The organism is Rhodococcus baikonurensis (assembly GCF_040489275.1).
Lineage (GTDB): Bacteria > Actinomycetota > Actinomycetes > Mycobacteriales > Mycobacteriaceae > Rhodococcus_F > Rhodococcus_F baikonurensis.
Window position 1 is genome coordinate 109,317 of the sequence record NZ_JBEUOQ010000012.1, and the last position, 16,990, is coordinate 126,306.

Annotated in this window: 22 protein-coding genes and 1 tRNA gene; 18 read left to right on the top strand and 5 right to left on the bottom strand. The window is 61.8% G+C overall.

Annotation, left to right across the window (positions count from 1 at the left end):
* The first annotated feature begins 97 nt into the window (after positions 1–97).
* From ABWI03_RS24780 to ABWI03_RS24790, 3 genes are all read left to right on the top strand, one after another.
* The gene (locus tag ABWI03_RS24780) at positions 98–1,453 is read left to right on the top strand and encodes a PIN domain-containing protein (RefSeq protein ID WP_353798925.1); all 1,356 of its coding nucleotides are present in this window, start codon (positions 98–100) and stop codon (positions 1,451–1,453) included.
* Between the two features lie 50 nt (positions 1,454–1,503).
* Positions 1,504–1,977, top strand: a complete 474-nt coding sequence (locus tag ABWI03_RS24785; protein ID WP_351648252.1) for a hypothetical protein — start codon at positions 1,504–1,506, stop codon at positions 1,975–1,977.
* Between the two features lie 793 nt (positions 1,978–2,770).
* The gene (locus ABWI03_RS24790) at positions 2,771–2,998 is read left to right on the top strand and encodes a hypothetical protein (protein WP_353798926.1); all 228 of its coding nucleotides are present in this window, start codon (positions 2,771–2,773) and stop codon (positions 2,996–2,998) included.
* A 3-nt stretch (positions 2,999–3,001) separates the two neighbouring features.
* Here ABWI03_RS24790 and ABWI03_RS24795 read toward each other — a convergent pair whose 3' ends face one another.
* The 5 genes from ABWI03_RS24795 to ABWI03_RS24815 all read right to left on the bottom strand — a co-directional run bounded on the left by ABWI03_RS24795 (position 3,002) and on the right by ABWI03_RS24815 (position 5,925).
* Complete coding sequence (locus ABWI03_RS24795; RefSeq protein WP_351646093.1) at positions 3,002–3,538, bottom strand: hypothetical protein; 537 nt, start codon at positions 3,536–3,538, stop codon at positions 3,002–3,004.
* Between the two features lie 34 nt (positions 3,539–3,572).
* Positions 3,573–3,890 carry a hypothetical protein gene (locus tag ABWI03_RS24800; RefSeq protein WP_351646090.1) on the bottom strand — a complete coding sequence of 106 codons (318 nt, stop codon included), beginning with the start codon at positions 3,888–3,890 and terminating at the stop codon, positions 3,573–3,575.
* A 59-nt stretch (positions 3,891–3,949) separates the two neighbouring features.
* A complete protein-coding gene (locus tag ABWI03_RS24805; RefSeq protein WP_021343781.1) occupies positions 3,950–4,231 on the bottom strand; it encodes a hypothetical protein in 282 nt (93 codons plus the stop codon).
* Between the two features lie 296 nt (positions 4,232–4,527).
* Positions 4,528–5,280 (bottom strand): DUF2786 domain-containing protein, encoded by a 753-nt coding sequence (locus ABWI03_RS24810; protein WP_021343780.1) that lies wholly within the window; start codon positions 5,278–5,280, stop codon positions 4,528–4,530.
* A gap of 123 nt (positions 5,281–5,403) precedes the next feature.
* Positions 5,404–5,925 carry a hypothetical protein gene (locus ABWI03_RS24815; RefSeq protein ID WP_116103012.1) on the bottom strand — a complete coding sequence of 174 codons (522 nt, stop codon included), beginning with the start codon at positions 5,923–5,925 and terminating at the stop codon, positions 5,404–5,406.
* 723 nt (positions 5,926–6,648) lie between these two features.
* Here ABWI03_RS24815 and ABWI03_RS24820 point away from each other — a divergent pair.
* From ABWI03_RS24820 to ABWI03_RS24890, 15 genes are all read left to right on the top strand, one after another.
* A complete protein-coding gene (locus tag ABWI03_RS24820; RefSeq protein ID WP_351643151.1) occupies positions 6,649–6,840 on the top strand; it encodes a hypothetical protein in 192 nt (63 codons plus the stop codon).
* Positions 6,837–7,151, top strand: coding sequence for a hypothetical protein (locus tag ABWI03_RS24825; protein ID WP_353798927.1), 315 nt, complete (start codon positions 6,837–6,839; stop codon positions 7,149–7,151). The genes ABWI03_RS24820 and ABWI03_RS24825 overlap by 4 nt, the downstream gene beginning before the upstream one ends.
* Positions 7,148–7,915 (top strand): adenine nucleotide alpha hydrolase family protein, encoded by a 768-nt coding sequence (locus ABWI03_RS24830; RefSeq protein WP_021343776.1) that lies wholly within the window; start codon positions 7,148–7,150, stop codon positions 7,913–7,915. The genes ABWI03_RS24825 and ABWI03_RS24830 overlap by 4 nt, the downstream gene beginning before the upstream one ends.
* The gene (locus ABWI03_RS24835; RefSeq protein WP_021343775.1) at positions 7,902–8,282 is read left to right on the top strand and encodes a hypothetical protein; all 381 of its coding nucleotides are present in this window, start codon (positions 7,902–7,904) and stop codon (positions 8,280–8,282) included. The genes ABWI03_RS24830 and ABWI03_RS24835 overlap by 14 nt, the downstream gene beginning before the upstream one ends.
* 129 nt (positions 8,283–8,411) lie before the next feature.
* Positions 8,412–8,534: a hypothetical protein gene (locus tag ABWI03_RS24840; RefSeq protein ID WP_283841896.1), complete on the top strand. Its 123-nt coding sequence runs from the start codon at positions 8,412–8,414 to the stop codon at positions 8,532–8,534.
* A 100-nt stretch (positions 8,535–8,634) separates the two neighbouring features.
* On the top strand, positions 8,635–8,985 hold the full coding sequence (locus ABWI03_RS24845) for a P27 family phage terminase small subunit (protein WP_353798928.1): 351 nt from the start codon (positions 8,635–8,637) through the stop codon (positions 8,983–8,985).
* A gap of 3 nt (positions 8,986–8,988) precedes the next feature.
* Entirely contained in the window at positions 8,989–9,627 is a 639-nt protein-coding gene (locus ABWI03_RS24850) for a helix-turn-helix domain-containing protein (protein ID WP_116103021.1), read from the top strand.
* A complete protein-coding gene (locus tag ABWI03_RS24855) occupies positions 9,611–10,894 on the top strand; it encodes a PBSX family phage terminase large subunit (RefSeq protein WP_116103022.1) in 1,284 nt (427 codons plus the stop codon). The genes ABWI03_RS24850 and ABWI03_RS24855 overlap by 17 nt, the downstream gene beginning before the upstream one ends.
* Entirely contained in the window at positions 10,881–12,440 is a 1,560-nt protein-coding gene (locus tag ABWI03_RS24860) for a phage portal protein (protein WP_021343769.1), read from the top strand. The genes ABWI03_RS24855 and ABWI03_RS24860 overlap by 14 nt, the downstream gene beginning before the upstream one ends.
* A gap of 19 nt (positions 12,441–12,459) precedes the next feature.
* Complete coding sequence (locus ABWI03_RS24865) at positions 12,460–14,295, top strand: phage minor capsid protein (protein WP_353798929.1); 1,836 nt, start codon at positions 12,460–12,462, stop codon at positions 14,293–14,295.
* Complete coding sequence (locus ABWI03_RS24870; protein ID WP_351645284.1) at positions 14,292–14,516, top strand: hypothetical protein; 225 nt, start codon at positions 14,292–14,294, stop codon at positions 14,514–14,516. The genes ABWI03_RS24865 and ABWI03_RS24870 overlap by 4 nt, the downstream gene beginning before the upstream one ends.
* Before the next feature lie 61 nt (positions 14,517–14,577).
* Positions 14,578–14,649: transfer RNA gene (locus ABWI03_RS24875), tRNA-Arg, on the top strand.
* 146 nt (positions 14,650–14,795) lie between these two features.
* The gene (locus ABWI03_RS24880; protein ID WP_116103027.1) at positions 14,796–15,557 is read left to right on the top strand and encodes a hypothetical protein; all 762 of its coding nucleotides are present in this window, start codon (positions 14,796–14,798) and stop codon (positions 15,555–15,557) included.
* A gap of 19 nt (positions 15,558–15,576) precedes the next feature.
* On the top strand, positions 15,577–16,500 hold the full coding sequence (locus ABWI03_RS24885) for a major capsid protein (RefSeq protein WP_353798930.1): 924 nt from the start codon (positions 15,577–15,579) through the stop codon (positions 16,498–16,500).
* Positions 16,501–16,505: 5 nt separating this feature from the next.
* Positions 16,506–16,976 carry a hypothetical protein gene (locus ABWI03_RS24890; RefSeq protein WP_351646540.1) on the top strand — a complete coding sequence of 157 codons (471 nt, stop codon included), beginning with the start codon at positions 16,506–16,508 and terminating at the stop codon, positions 16,974–16,976.
* The last annotated feature ends 14 nt before the right edge of the window (positions 16,977–16,990 follow it).

A 16,990-nucleotide genomic window follows, 5' to 3' on the forward strand; every position in this document is an offset into this window, starting at 1 on the left:
GGTCAATGGGCGAGGGAACTTGCGGGTCAGATTAGCCATCATGTGTCAATGCGACCCTAAACATCCGAAGCGGTCTGCGATAAGCGACAATCTCCCCATGATCATCATTCTTGACACGACAGTTGTGCTTTCGGACCCGCAGCTGCGGGCAGCGTGGTGGAATACGCTCAAGGAAACAGCCAAGCGAAATACTGCGCGAATCGTGGTCCCGGAAGTAGTCGTGATCGAGGCGGTCGCCAATCAAAGGCGAACCCTGGCCGGGTTGTCGAGGAAATTGATCGAAGCAGCTCAGCGGGAAAAGCGATTCGGTGTCGACTCCATCTGTGATGCGATTGGCGCCGCAATTGATGCGAAAACTACGGCATTTGAGCGAGAATTGCGCGGGCACCTGTCGTCTGTCGGTGCGACGTTCGTTCCACCCGCAGCGATTGATCACCTTGAGCTGGTCGCTCGTGCGGTGACGTTTCGCAAGCCCTGGGACGGTGACGAGCGGAAAGATGGTTACCGAGACACACTCAATTGGCTGACCGTCATCGATATTGCCGAGTCGAATGCAGGACACGAGGTCTGGTGGGTCTCGCAAAATTCCAAGGACTTCGGCGCCAACGATGACGACGACAATCCTACGAAGTGGCACCACGACATCCACGAGGAGCTTCAATCGAAGGGGCTCATCGATCGGGTGAATTGGGCACACGACATTGCCTCACTCCTGTCCGCCATCGCTGAGCGCACTGCACCCGTCGCGGCTGGAGACAAGCAGGAGTTCGTCGAAAAGATATCCGAGAAAGAACTCTTCGGATACGTGTCCTCAGAGCTAGTGGGTTGGAAGCTTGAGGGTGCGGCCATTGGCCTGCCAAAGGCCACGCGGTCAGCGGAGATCGTATTCATGACGAATTTGCGGGACATCGAGTGGGAGAGCTTGGCAGGAGACGGGGATGGCGGATATGTAGCGCGTTTCAACTCGATCGTGCACGCTGGGATCAAGGCAGTGATTCCGGATGAGGACGGACTGCACTCGGTTACCCCAGAACGCGATTTCAATATTTCCGGAGTTGCGAGCCTGACTCGAGATGGGTCAATTACCTCGGTTTCTCTATCCTCGATTGAGGTGAGTTCCGCATTGCTTCGCGAGGCGTTGGCAAATTTCAAGCATGCAGCTCGTCATGCAGCGGATCGGCATTCGGATAGCGGTCTTGGAGATCGAGATTCTCGCCGGAGGGTCCTTGCTGACATACTGCTTATGGCTATCGCCGGCCTGAATAACCCGCAGCTAGCGGACCTTGACTTTGCTGCGCTCGAAACTAGTTTGCGCGAATCTGGCGTTTCGGAGGATACGATTACGAGCCTCTTGAAACAGGCAAAGCATATGCGCAACGCGACCCTTCACGGACGACCGCTCGAACCGTTCGAATTAGGGTCCGGAGAAGCGGCCTTGGACGGTGATGACTAGCCCCAAGCAACGTAGCTTCATGCTTGCTTGTCGATTGGTTGGAGGTGAAAATGGAACTCGCACAGCTGGTGACTGTGATTGATTCTTTGCAAGCCGCACAGCCGGTAACGGATGCCTTCGAGCCGCGCAGCCGAGACAGCGCGGTCTGGTATTCCTCGCAGAAGGAGCACTTGCTCGGCTTCTGGGGCGAGTACAACACCCCCGGCGCCTACAACCGGAAGCACACAGACCGCGACGCGAAGTTCGCCTACAACCATTTACGCTGCGCCCCAGGTCTACTGTGGCTCGCCGAGGCGCTCGGTGAGGAGCGCGCTGTGCTCGAGCGGGGAATCGATGCGATCAAGTCGGCGGGACCGAACTACTCCTCCCAATGCGCCGCATTCCGGAAGATCGTTCCGTGGTCGAGAATCGAATCGCTGATCGAAGCGGGGGAGTTCGCTCGACCTGGCGTGATCAAGCGGGCAGGCATCGCCGTCACGCGAATCAGCAAACTCATCCCAGCGCGAACTAGACAACCCGCGTAGACAGCGTCTACTCTGTCTCTCGCGGGACACGTGTCGAAAAATCCAGTCCCAAATTCTCCGGTACTCCCCAGACCATTCGGGTCACTGTAGCCACGCTCTCCGGAACGTAGATGCAGACCGGGGCACAACCGAATAGCGGGCAATGCCCGGACGCCACTCACGGTCGGCGTCCGGGCATTGCCGCACCCAGACTCCCTCAGGATGCAGCCAGCCAGCAGCGCCGAGGGCTTCGCCCCGACCGCACGTTTCCGCTACCTCGGGATGCGGTCGGGGCACACAAACGAGACGAGGTGGGCATGAAGCGAAGACTCTCGAATTGGTTGCGACGCATCGCCTATCGACTCGACCCAGTACCAACGGGACCTCAGAATCGGGACTATGGACATGTGCCTAATGTGCCGAAAGTCCCTATCCTGACCTTCGGTCGGCAGCCTGGTCAGGCCGAACAGATGCGACAGTACCTGGCGCGGAACAATGACCGCCCGAACCATCGGTGACATCGACAGGCTTCTCAGCCGAGTAGTCGAACTCCGACGACGAGCGCCCGACCGACGATTTCACCAAATACTCAGTCGCAGAATCGACTCACTCCTCGCGGACCGAACACACGCGAAGGCACAGACTTGGCCGGATGCCGAACCCCTCGACCTCGAGGATCGGCTTGTCAACGTCACCCGGCCCTGGCACGAGTCAGCCAGGGCCGGGAGCGAAGCGCACCCACGACATGCCCACCGTTCAATGGGTGAGGTGTTGCTGCCCGGCCAACCAACCGAAGAAGGAAACGGGGGAGACGATGCAATCACCACGTCGTGACCCGTTCCTGCAGTACTGGACCAGCAGCGCAGAAGGCCTCGCAAAGTGGGCCTCCACGCCAGACGGCGCATGGACCCGATTGGTCGCCCACCTGCGCAAACACATGTCCGAACGCCACGCGAAAGGCCTTGCCTCCAAGTACTACCGCGTGGTGTTCGGCATGTGGGTCGGGGAACGGAAAGGGAAAAACCCGCTCGGCCCGGGCTGACGACTACTGCTGAGTCATAGACGTGATCTCAACGCTGTACTTCGAGTCGCCCATGAACTGCACGTTGCACTCGAAGTTCGCGCGCAACACTGCACCGAGGGCGTTCTGACTGTCGACACCACCGGAAATCGTCCACGTGTCTGTCGGATCCTCGCGCACTGCCGGATCTGCCGTGAACTTCGCCGAGGCCGGCGCCGACAACCGATCAGAAACAGTGTCCTGGCAAGCCTGAACGGCGTTCTCGACCCGACTCGTGCGTGTCGGAGACGTCAGCGAGAAGATCACGACGAGCGCCACGAACAAGACGACGACCCCGCCGAGAATCCACGGCCACCGCTTCCTCTTCTTCGGAGGCTGGGGCACCGGATAACCGGCAGGCTGTCCCGACCAGTTTTGCTGCGGCTGCTGCGGATACGCGCCCGAAGGCTGTCCGTACCCGTACGGCGCGTGCGGATCTGCCCCTACCGGCGGGTTGACACCGGGTTGACGCGGATCTGCTCCTGGATGGGGATAGCCACCGTTCGGCGGGGGCTGAGTCATCGTCACAACCTTCACTCGTCCAGAGGGCCGGTGATCAGCCCTTTTCTATGCGGTTCTTCCGCGCCTGTGACTTGCGTTCCTGTGCGACCTCTTTGGTACGGGGCCGAGGAGAGGCCTTATCGGAATTGATAAGGCCGAGCTTGTTCAAGCGCAGTCTCAGAGTGTAGAGCGACAGGCTGGATGCTTCGGTGATCTCATCCCAGGTCCACCCTTCCGGGTACACCTTTTTCAGGCTCTTGTTGATGCTCTCTTCGACTACCTCGAGTTCCGCACGCAGCTCCCGCCGGCGTTCGCCGAGAGCGGTCAATGCGTCGATGTTCTTCCTCGATACCATGTCCGGGATCGTAGTCACGATCCTTCGGGGCCGCAATCTTCGTGATGGGGCCATAGTCGCGGCAGCTGTGGATGATCTCATGGGATCGTCGATATTCGTACGGTCGGAGCGGACTTCGAAACGAGTCGCTCCGAGTGGTCGGCATGACGTGTGAGAGCTGACGCGAGTGTGCGCGCGGCTTTGGGGGACAGGTCGACGAGCCCGTGAGGCATGGTCGCTGCCAAGGTCACCAGCGGGGCTTCGTCGATGCAATCCGAGGTGACGGTCACTTCACACCCGAGTGTGCTCAGGACGGTGACAGGAGCCTCCTCCGACGGGGGATGGCTCGGAACTGCGGGCAGATGCGTGTCGTTTCGCATGGGTTGGGTACTCCGTGATCGCGCGTGTTCGTTTGTTTGAGGGGACATCAGGTCGGGCACCCAGGGAAGGTGTGGCCTGAACCACAGGTGTCTCTCCCGGTGGAATTAGACCACCTGCCGCCGACACCGAAAAATCCGACCCTTCGGACTTGGGGTCCTTCGCCGCGGCGACACCTCGAGAGCGCATTCTAAGGGTTTGACCTGCGGATATGCTGCATGATGCTTGCATCATTCAACAGCTTCGTGAGGGTAGCCGAAAAGGCCCGCACACCTCGCCGGTGTGGGGCCTGATCGACTTACCCGATGGCCTGCCTTCCGGCGCCGACGCGGGTGTTCCCTACGTCGGCACGGTCACCTGCTGCATGGCCGGCTCGGTAACCTTCGCCGCGGCCGACGGAGCGCCCGCGACCCTGGCCGATCATTCCGGCGTACTTCTTGTACATTGCTGCCTGCGCTCGATCGAAGTCGCTCTTGAGCATCAGAGACGCTCCGGTGCCGCCGTTCTCACGGTCGTACGTCGACGCCGCATTGTCCTCGCTCTCTTGGATACGAGAACCGATGCGGTCCGCGAACCCGATCATGAACTCCGCGCGGTGTTCTGCCGTGATACGGGCTGAATCCTTCGGATCCCGCCCCGCGAACGGATTCGCTGGAATTGCCTGCGTTGCAGACGAAAGCAGCTGCGGCATCAGGAGTTGGATCAAGAACTTCACGCGCTCGAGATGACGGGACAGCCCGAAAATCTGCAACACATGCTCACCATGCAGTTGAACGGCGTCGCAATGCAGGGACTTGGATACGCGATTGACCAGATACATCTTCTCGTAGCCGAACCGGTCACCGGTGTAGGTGAACGTTACCGCCTTCATTGTGTCGCCATCCACGTTGCCGGAACCGGCAGAACCACGGGCCATTGCTTCGTCGATGCCGTACTTCGCCAGGAGCTCGAATGCCTTCTCGCGCAACGTATCAGCCTCGGGTGTACCTTCGACCGAATCCGCCTTTGCGAACAGACCCTTGATCCTGTTGAGCATCTTGTTGTCAACCATTGTGCGTGTCCTAACCTTTCGAGACTGAGGGTGAATTCCGAACGTCAGGGTGGGCACCGGGGACGGGTGCCCACCCTTGCTCCGGCGAGTGCCAGCTCGCCGGAGCCCACTGCCGAACGATGGTCACTCTTCGATGACTTCTTCTGCGGTGACTCCCGATTGGGGAGCGTCATCGCCGTCATCGTCGAGGTCGATGGTCTGCTGGCCGGCGTTCTTTCCGTCACCGATTGCCTTCTGCCGGCTCTTACGCTTCGGCTTTGGGGCCTCGATCGGATTGAACATCCATTCAGCGGTGTGATTGCCCAGGTAGTTGATCAGCAGATCAGAACTCTTGAAGTCGATCGCTGCGCCGTCGGCGCCGATCTTCTTCTTGAGGTACCCGGTTTGTTCTGCGATGCAGAACCATTCACCACCGACGTGTTCCCATACGAGTTGGATTTCACGGGCCTTACCTTCAGGAGATCCGTCGGCTTTGACCTTGTGTGCGCGGACGGTGATCCGCGCAACCACCTCGTTGACCACGCTGTGTTCGACGGTGTAACTCCAGCCCATGAGGAGCATCGCTCCGAGCACGTTCGTGAAGTCGTCCGGAAGGGTCTCGGTCTTGAAAACCGGGACATACGCTTCGGTGGACTTGCTGGACATAATGGTCCCCTTTCCGAGGGATCATCGGCAGCAACACCATTGGGCATTGCTGCCTTGTGGTTGTGGGTGTCTCACGCTATTGAGTTCTCAAAGATCATGTGCTCGAGGGTTTCTTCCCTGGCCTATTCAGGGTTCCCAAGAGCCGGCATTCAGGCTTGTGACGATATGAAGTTGTTGGGACAGACCAACACTGAGGTTTTCCAGACTCTGAGCTGGTATCCAGATTGCTTGCCAGCTGGCCTGTGTTGCTGGCCCTTACTGGCTTGCTGATACATAGTTTGCACTATGGGGGCATAGTCTGTCAACTCTGCAGGTAGGGGTGCATTTTTAGGGGCATTTCTGTGGACCTGATAGACCTCCCAGGGTTGTGAACTGCCCCTAGGGCTGCACTGCACCACTGGCCAACCCCAGGAAGGGTGATCCTGGCCCTGAGATCAATTCTCAGGGCCTATGAGGCACTATGGGTACATAGTGCCCAGAATGGCCCCAGGATTGCCCAGGGCCACCCTCAGGCCCATTAAAACCAATAGTTGACACATAGCTTGCACTATTGGTGCATAGTGACCTAATGTCAGGGACACACCAGCTAGTCAAGCTGGCCCAGGGGGCAAGTGCCCCAGGGGAACATCCCAAACCAGTGAGGTCACCCATGGGAGAACACCACCCAAATGCCACCACAGCCCAGCCGGCCCCACACTTCCCCCAGCGAGACGGGGGAGTGCGATGAAAAAGATCAGAGTCATCTGGGAAGAGCACAGCACACACCAGCAGGAGTTCGACGTTCCGGACGACTTCGCAGTCGAACAACACGAAGAAGGATACGACCTCAGCAACGCGCTCGCCAGCCTCGTAGACGAGCGCGGCGACGGATTCCTGGGACTCGAACGCACCGTAACTGACGTGACCGAGCTATGAGCGACCAAACGACAGTCGCCGTCATCGAATACACCGATCACCACGGTGAAGTCAGATACTTCGACGACGGAGTCTGGGCTGACATCGAACTACCGAGCATCCGTGCGAACGCCGGCAGATACCTGTTCACCAACGAATCTCTCACCTGCACCGGCGACCACAAGAACGGAAGTTTCACCGTCGACTTCGGTGGCGGAGAAACGATTTGGTACGCATGGCGACTGCTGACCCTCGACGCACAGGACGCCGCGAACACCAGAATCATCGGTTGCGATTCCGACGCGACTGTGACTGAACGGAGCACCACATGATCGAACTCGACGGAATCACCCCGTCGAAGCAGATGCTCGACGACCTCGCAGCGGAAGGTCGACCCGTCATCCTCAACTTCTCCCGCGGCAAAGACTCGGTCGCCGTCTGGATCGAACTCGAACGACGAAACATGCAGGTCATTCCGATCCACAAGTCGATCGTGCCGGGACTGAAGTTCGTCGAGGACGATCTCAAACGCTACGAAGACTATTTTCAAACACATATCGTCGACCTGCCGGCAGATGCGTTCTACCGCATGCTCAACAACCTCACCTTCCAGCCGCCCGAACGCTGCGCGATCATCGAAGCTGCAGGATTCCCGTCGCCGACACGCGAAGAGTGGGACATGCTCATGCGCGACAACTTCGCCGAGGACGACACCTGGATCCTCGACGGCGTGCGGGCAACAGACTCCGCCCAAAGGCGAATGGCGATCATGCGCCACGGCCCGATCAAACACCGCACCCGACGCCAGTCCGTCATCTGGGACTGGGGCATCGCAGACGTGCGACGGGCGATCAAGGACCGCGGCATCACACTCGGCCCCGACTACGAGTGGTTCGGCAAATACCTCGCCGGAAAAGTGAACCCCAGACACAAAGGCGGGCTCGACGGCAACGGTCGGTCCTTCGACGGAATTCGATACGACTTCCTCAAGCCGATCCACGACCACGCCCCCGACGACTACCAGCGCATCCTGCACTGGTTCCCGCTGGCTGAACTCGAACTGATGAGAATGGACATGATCAATGGCTCTGTCTGACGAAGTGAAAGCAAAGCTCAAAGCCGGAGGCAACCGCGCGAAGTTCTCCCGCGCAGACGTCGTCTCCGCATTGAAAGCGAAACCCCACCCCGACCCTCTCGCCGACGTCGAATACACCGACGACATCGAGCACGACACGAAGGCCGAACTCAACGCGCTCGGCAAAGGCTTGTCCGGAGCGTCGAAAGAGTGGGCTGAGCAGTTCGGCCAGATGAACGACTCCGAGTACTGGGTCACACTGTGCTTCAAGAACCGTGCAGCGAAAGATGCCTTCCTCGCCAGCGCCGGCGTCCTCGAATTAGGGGACAAGTACCTCGACGGTCACAAAGCCGCAGAGATCCTCGGAATCGAATTCGAGGGCCGGTAGTCACCGACTTCCCCACCCGGGCGACCGGGTTGCGGGTTGACCACAAGCCCACCAGCAGCTGAAAGCCCCGAGTCGCCGAAGTGTCTCGGGGCTTTCTGCTGCCCGGATCACAGGAAAGGAGGGGTGACCATGCGTAACGCAGCCCGTCGTCTCGGCCAGCGCATCTCCGGTGTCTTCAACCGAATCACTGGCCGTAACCGCAACCGCACCGCCGCAAGCCCGGCAGCCGGTTCTCTCAGCGGTTCGACCTAAGAGGTCAGACGTTGGTCGCGTGCTTGAAATGTGCACCGACCGACGTCACAACCCGTCCCCACAACTGAACAATCGAGCCGACTCTGACGGGAGGGCCAACATGAGCAGCCCGGAGCTTTCCGTAGTTTCCCTGCGCCCCAACCACAAACCACCTGAGCCCACTTCATCGGACTTACCACCGGAGACACCCGAGTGGCTGACCGACATCGGCAAACAGACGTGGGCACGGTTGGCCCCCTTGTTCAATCTCACCCCTGCGGACATCGACGAATTCGCCGCCTACTGCGAGGCGATCGCCGAATATCAGGAATCGACCGTCATCATCGCCGAAGCTGGACTGCTCATCATCGACCCTGCATCGGGCATGCCGATTCCGAACCCGATTCAGGCCGTTCGTGATCGAGCGGACCGCAAACTCGCATTCTGGGCCGGCCGCTTCCGAGGCGCGTGATACATGGCTCCGCTTCCACCCGCGTCGCGATCGCGGACAACTCGCCCGAAGAAGGGCACGAAGAAGCCGGACCTCACACAGGCTGAACGCGACAAGATCGCCGCGTTGCATGCACAGGGCAAGGGACGCAACGAGATAGCGCGCGAAATCGGCCGGTCTGCGTACTCGGTAACCAAGGTCGCCAAGGAACTCGGGCTTTCATTCGACGAGGCTGCGACGGTCGAAGCGACGGCCGCTCGCGTCGCGAAGATGAAGGCACGCCGAGTCGACCTCGCCGAGCAACTTCTCGACGACGTCGTCAAGCTCCGTGAGCGCCTGTGGTCCCCACACAACTACTACGAACGCGGTCAGGACGCCATGATCCCGGTGACCTTGCCGCTGCCGCCACTTCGCGACGCCCGCGACGGCTACGCCGCACTGCAGATCGCGCTCAAAGGCCACATGGATCTCATTGCGGGCTCTACCGATTCGTCGGTCGAGGACAAGCGGTCCGTGCTCGCCAATCTCATCGATCGCATCAAGACGGTCGTTGACGAGGACAAGAAGAACGGTGCGCCGCCGCCGGACACATCAGTGCCCGTCAACGACGAAGCCGGTACCGCTGCAGAGCAGAAGGAGGTGGCGGGTGACGACGTTCAATGACCTGCCACTGTCGCGGAAACAGCTCTACTCGATAGCTGAGGCCGAAGCCCGCATCAACATCTGGGAAGGCGCAATCCGTTCCGGAAAGACCTTCGGCTCGATGATGCGGTGGCTGATGTTCCTGTCGAACCCGCCAGGGGGCGGGCAGTTCGTCATGGTCGGGCGTACCCGCGAATCCCTCGCTCGCAACGTCATCTCTCCGATGCAGGATCCCGACATCTTCGGGGAATTCGCCGACACCGTCCACTACGTCACAGGCGCGCCGTCTGCGACGATCCTCGGGCGCCGCGTCTACATGCTCGGTGCATCGGACGCGAAGGCGGAGAAGTCCCTTCGAGGGCTCACCGTTGCCGGTGCCTACGCCGATGAAATCACCGTTATTCGGTCGGACTTCTTCCATCAGCTACTCGGTCGTATGTCTGTCACCGGCGCGAAGTTGTTCGGAACGACGAACCCCGACAACCCGATGCACTGGCTCAAGGCCGAATACCTCGACCGACTGCACGAGCTTCCAGACTGGCGCAGTTGGCATTTCACGCTCGACGACAACCCTGCATTGTCCGAGGACTACAAGAACTCGATCAAGCGCGAGTACACAGGCCTCTGGTACCGCCGCTTCATCCTCGGCCACTGGGTCGCAGCCGACGGCGCCGTCTACGACATGTGGGAGCCGTCCAAGCACGTCGTGCGGTGGCAGGACCTACCGCAGATGGTGGAACTGTTCGGCGTCGGAGTCGACTACGGCACCACGAATCCCACCGTGGCGCTGTTGCTCGGCGTAGGCGCCGACGGCGTGCTCTACCTGATCGACGAATGGTCGTACACGCCACGATCGGACGCCACCCGCTGGACCGACGCTCAACTCTCCCGCGGCCTGCGTGACTGGCTCGCCGAAGGGCACCTGCCATACCCGACGCGAATGCCTCCCGGACCGGTCATCGTCGACCCCGCAGCGGCGTCATTCCGGGTACAGCTCCTGCAAGACGAACTTCCGACGTACGCGGCCGAAAACGATGTGCTGTACGGAATTCGGACCATCGCAACATTGCTCTCGACCGGAAAGCTGAAGGTCACCGATCGCTGCAAGACCTTCATGACCGAGGTCGCCGGCTACTCGTGGGACACGCAAGCAACATCCGAGGGCTACGACCAGCCCATCAAGTCTGCGGATCACGCGCTCGACGCTGCCCGCTACGCCATCGTCACCACCGAAAAGCGGTGGCGACGCTACGTCGATGTGAACGGAGGCGAGTATGCCGCTTCCTGAGAAGTCCACCGAATGGCCGCCGAAACCGTTCGACCGCGCGCAGAAGGAAATGCGCACCTGGAATGCCTGGTACACCGGCAACGTCGAGGTGCTCGAAGAAATCTACCGGGAAAATAACCGGCAGCGCCCATCTCAGTACGCCGGGGGAGTCGTCGGGAAGTTGGCTCGATTCTTTTGGGGCCGGCCAAACCCCCAGCAGTCGCACCGACTTCACGTACCCGCAGCGTCCGACCTCGCCCGAGCTTCGGCAGACCTGCTGTTCGCGCAACCACCGATGTTCGTAGTCGGAGAGGACGACGCGCGCGGTGATCATCAGGCAACGCAGGACCGTCTGCAGAAACTCTTCGGTGAAGACGACGCCGCCGCGACACTGGCGGAGTCCGCTGAAGTGGCGTCCGCGCTGGGTGGCACGTACCTGCGCTGGTGGTGGGACAAGGAAGTCGCTGACAAGGTCAAGCTCGGGGCAGTCGCCGCCGACGCAGCGGTCCCAACATGGAAGTACGACCAACTGGCCGGGGTGACGTTCTGGACCGTCGTGAACGACGACAACGACACGGTCTACCGACACCTCGAGCGTCATGAGCCGGGACGAATCCTGCACGGGCTCTACGAAGGTGACCGGGGCCGTCTGGGCAGAGCCGTTCCACTGACCGAGCACTCGTCGACGTCATGGGCAGCTGACCTAGTCGACAGTGAAGGTGCCATCGAAACTGGCATCGACGCGCTCACGGCAACGTACATCCCGAATGTGCGTCCCAACCGGAAGTGGCGACCGATCCACGGGCTCTCCCCGCTCGGCCGGTCCGACTTCGACGGGTTGGAGCCGCTCTTCGACGCGCTCGACGAGTCGTACAGCTCGTGGATGCGCGACATCGACCTCGGTAAGGCGCGGCTGTTCGTCGATGAATCGATGCTCAAGCCACTCGGTCCCGGTAAGGGATCAGCCTGGGACGGTGAGCAATCGATCTTCACACCGATGGCATCCGGGCTCGGTTCGATGCAGAACGGCAACGCGCCAGTTCAGGCGAACCAATTCACGATCCGGTGGCAGGAGCACGCCAACACGTGCGCGGAACTTCTGAATGCGATCCTGCGGGGCGCTGGCCTGTCGGCGGGATCGTTCTCGGACAATTCCCTCACAGCCTCTACCGGTGCCGCGACGGCAACTGAGGTCAACTCCCGTGACCGTTTGTCGGAACGTACTCGGGACAAGAAGATCAACTACTACAAGGCTGGTCTTCGCCCGTTCGCGCGGGCTGGGTTCGAACTCGACAACATCCAATTCGGGACGGGTCTCGAGCTGAAGGACATGCCGGAGATCCGGTTTCCGATTCGGCCGCAGCAAAGCCCGGTCGAGTTGGCCCAGACGCTCGGAACATTGTCGGCGGCGAATGGCGTCTCGGTCGAGCAGATGGTTCGCCAACAGCACCCGAACTGGTCGAGTGACGACGTCAACGACGAGGTCGACCGGATCTGGAAGGACGTCGAGCGCAAGGCGAAGCTGGCGTACGTCGCCGAACCCGACGTTCCGGACAGCGAGTACTGATCTTCGGGGGTGACGGCTGATGTCGTTAGGCCCCGAGCAGATCGAAGCTCTCATCCGGGCGTCGTCGGCGGTGTACGCCTCAGCCGAGCAAGTGCTGATCGGCCGTGTCGCCGCGGCCGTAGCCGAGGATGCCCGCCAACCGCGGTCCGGCGTGCGTCGGTGGAGCCGCATGAACGAATTCCGCAGCGCGGCGCGGGAGTTGATGGCCGGTGCCTACGTCCGTGGACGCAGAGAGGCGATACGGGCGCTGGCCGAGTCCGCGGATCGCGGCAGGCGTGCGGCGATGAAAGAGCTCCCGCCGGGATGGCTTCGGGAGTCAGCACCGCACGTGCCACGCACATCAGCCGCAACGCTGGTTCGCGCACCTGCGGGGTTGTTGCCGTCGTTGTCGAGGATGCATCCGCACATCCTGGCCTCAACCGAGGGCATCTACCGGCAGGTCATGGCAGGAGTCCTATCCTCCCGGATCCAGGGGGAAGCCGGTCGGGTGGCGCTCGCGCAGCAGATGCTCGACCGGTTCGCCGCACGCGGAATCACCGGCTTCGTCGATCGGCGCGGTCGCAGGATCAACCTGGTCAACTACGTCGAAATGGCAACCCGCACAGCATGCGCGCGGGCTGCGATGGATACGCACACGGCACTGCTGTCCGAGAACGGCTACGACCTGGTGCGTGTAAGCACCGTGGCGAATTGCTCACCACAATGCGCACCGTTCCAGGGTCGACTCCTGTCCCTGACTGGCGCCACACGCGGTGCGATCCACGCCGGCCGATCAGTCCCGGTGGTGGCGTCATTATCCGAGGCACGCGCACGCGGACTGCACCACCCGGGCTGCCGCCACGGTTTGCGACTGTGGGTGCCCGGCGACGATCTCCCGAACGTGCCACCGGTTGATCCCGCTGGATACGTGGCCACGCAACAGTTGCGAGCCCTCGAACGAGAGGTGCGGGCCAGCAAGCGGATGCGCGCGGCAGCGATCACCCCCGCTGCAATAGCAACGGCGAACACTCGCGTACGCGCAGCACAGAAGCAAATCCGAGAACTGGTCGACGAGACCGGCGTGCCACGCTTGCCGCGCCGAGAACAGATCGACCTCGGATACCGCACACGGCTCGAGCGCCCGGCGATGGTGACCGGCAACCCAGGTCCACCCACTCCTGACTCGCCTCGATCACATGGCGGCGACGGATACCAACGCCAACTGCAACGGCTCACCGACATCGACGTCGCAGCGACCGGATTCGAGGTCGCAGACCTGGACACATTCGGAGAACTGGTGGACGCAGTCGTCGACATGCACCACCGGTATCCGTGGGCGCGGGCGCCCCGCTTGCGAACACGAGACCTCCCCGAGCGGCACCTGGCGAACGCGGGCGGCAATCCGGATCCCGACAACCCCGGAGGATGGATCGTCGGCAGGCTCTCGGTTTCGGAGACAGTGCTCCGCGACCGGTCAGCCCTGCTGGCTTCACTCGAACAGGACGAGCAAGGCGGTTTCCACCCACGCAACTCAGCCCGCAGAGGGATGTGGTCGGTCATCGTCCACGAATTCGGGCACGTCATCGACCACCTCGGCAATCACACGGCGCGCCGGAAAGTGCTTCGGACGGTCACAGAGGTCATGTCACGGCATCCTGAGGTGGTGAAAGGCGACAACGACACTCAAACCCGCTGGCTGCAGAGTCAGATGTCGGGGTACTCGTTCCGCCACGACAACCCCATGATCGTCGATCCGGTCGAAGTTCTCGGCGAAGCGTTCCTCGACGTCGAACTCAACGGCGACGACGCAACGGAAGTCTCGCGCGCACTGCACGAGATGCTGCTCGCACAGGTTCCGGAGGCTAGAAAGCAATGAGAACCAACGGCACCCCGACCGGCTACTCCGAATGGCGAACACTATTCGAGTACGACATCAACCTCGCGATCGATGAGGGAGAAGTCAACTCTTGCAGCCCGTTCGGGCAATGGCACGACGACGCACTCGCAGCCATCATCACCGCCACACCGTCTGACAGACCTGCCGCGATCGCCGCGGCCTGGACGCAGTTCCACGCCGAACACCCCCAAGGCGCCTAACCCAACCGAACAGCCGACAAGCCCGCACACCACACCGGTGTAGCGGGCTTGTCGCCGTTCATGGTGCGTAGCTCACCCGGAGAGCAACCGGTTCCTGACCGGCGAGTCGCAGGTTCGACCCCTGCCGCATCAACGTCCCCCGTACCTGCCCTGGCGGCAGAACCGGGACCTTCAAGCCTCTGACCTGGCGTCGGGGCTCCTTTCACATTTCCCGCGGTACCGACCTGGCGTCGTGCCGTCTGCCTACCCGCCGCCCGGCGCGGCAAGAAGGGCCACCTCATGTCCGACAGCACCAGCACAGTCGTCGAAACCGACAGCCCCGCAGGTGATCCCACCGACAACGACACCACCGTCGAGGAGACCACCACCACCGAACCCACCACGGGTAACGAAGGCGGCGCAACGACCACCGACGACGACGATCCCGTCATCAAGGTTTCCGAGGCGCGCAAACTCCGCCGCGAAAACCAGCAGCTCCGACAGGCGAACCAGGAAGCGATCGCCAAGGCCGCCGAAGAAGCCGCCGACAAGGCACGCGAAGAAGCCCGCGCAGCAGCCGAACAGCAGCAGCGGGAGTTCACCGAACGACTCGGCAAAGAACTCGGAATTCTCCCCGCAGAGGACAAGACCGAAGTCGACCCCGCCGAAGTCGTTGCCCAGGCGAAGGCCAAGGCAGACGACGCCGAAGCACGCGCGACAGCGCAGACCAAGGCAGCCGCCGAAGCCCGACGCGACCTCGCCCTCTACCGCGCTGCAGACGACACCGACGCCGATGCTGTCGCACTGCTCGACTCCCTCACGTTCCGAACCACCATCGCTGCGATCGACCCGGACGCAACGGATCTCGAGGACCAGCTGAAGACCGCGATCGAGAACGCGATCGCCGAGCACCCACGCCTGCGCAAGCCGAAGAAGGACGGCCCCGCACGTTCGGGTGCCGACCTCTCCGCCGGCAACGGCGACCCCACCGCCGGTGAGCCCAAGGCCACCGACATCGATTCCCTCCGAGTTTCGCGCCGCAAGCGGCGCGATGCCCGCTGACCCGTAAGGAGCCCACACCGTGGCAAACAACTTCCTCACCCCCGACGTCATCGCACGCCAGGCCCTCGCGACGCTCTACGAATCGCTGGTCATGGTGCCACTCGTGCACACCGACCACTCTCGCGAGTTCACCGCGCAGAAGGTCGGCAACACGGTCAACGTCCGCAAGCCCGCTGTCTTCGAGGCCAAGGATTTCAACCGAGCAACCGGCATCGAGATCCAGTCCGCCACCGAAGGCCAGATCCCGGTGGTCCTCGATCGCATCGCAGACGTCTCGTTCGAGGTGACCTCGGAAGAGCTCACGCTCGATATCGAGGACTTCGACGAGCAGCTTCTCACCCCGGCCATGGAGGCGATTGCGCAGAAGATCGACCGCGCCATCCTTTCCCTGCGGGACGACGTAACCCAGGAAGCCGGTCTGCCTGCGCAGGCAGGATTCGAGTGGAACAAGCCCGAGGCGCTGATCGAGGTTGGGCGCGTCCTCGACATCAACAAGCTCCCGGAGACGCTGCGGCACGCAGTCATCGGCCCCACGACCAAGGCCCAGTGGCTCAACGCCGACATCATCAAGCACGCTGACAAGTCGGGCAGCACCGAGGCACTGCGCCGCGGCTCTCTCGGCCGCGACGTGTTCGGCTTCGACGTCTACCAGACGCAGAACGTCGGTCAGCCGAAGGCTCCCGGCGCGCAGGCAGCCGGCGACCCCACCACCGAGGTCGGCGTCGGATTCCACCCGACCGCGTTCGCCTTCGTCAGCGCACCTCTGGAGATTGCACCCGGCAGCAACGCCGAGGTCGCAACCTACAAGGGCATCAGCATCCGCATCGCTTCGGACTACGACATCAACAAGAAGGTGTCGGTCATCTCGCTCGACACGCTGTACGGCGTGAAGACGATCGACAAGAACCGTGCGGTGCTGATCAAGGGCGCCGACAAGGCCTGAGCCTGATGCCCACCTTCCGTAATCGCAACAGCGGCCAGGTTGTGCAGGTAGACGACGATCCGTCGCACCTGTCCGACCTGGCCCGCTGGGAACGCATCGAGGAGGGGCTCAGCGCCCCAGCCGAATTGACGCACACCCCGTCGAGTGATGTCACTTCGGAAGTCGGCGGTCACACCGTCGAACCGACAACCAACGATGGCCTCGAATCGGCCGAAGCGGCCATCGAATCGGCCGAAACGAAGGTCGCCGACGCGACCGACGCAGCCGAGGACGCACAGACGGCACTCGAGGAAGCCCACGAGGACGCCACCGCACAGGTCCAGGAACTCAGCGGCGAACTCGCGGACACACTCCCGGCAGCCGACGCAGAACGATCCGACTGGGTTGCCTACGCCCTCGCGCACGGCAAGACCGAGGACGACGTCAAGGGCGTGTCGACCAAGAAGATCGCGGCTTGGTTCCTGCCGGCCAAGTGATCGAAAGGCGGTGA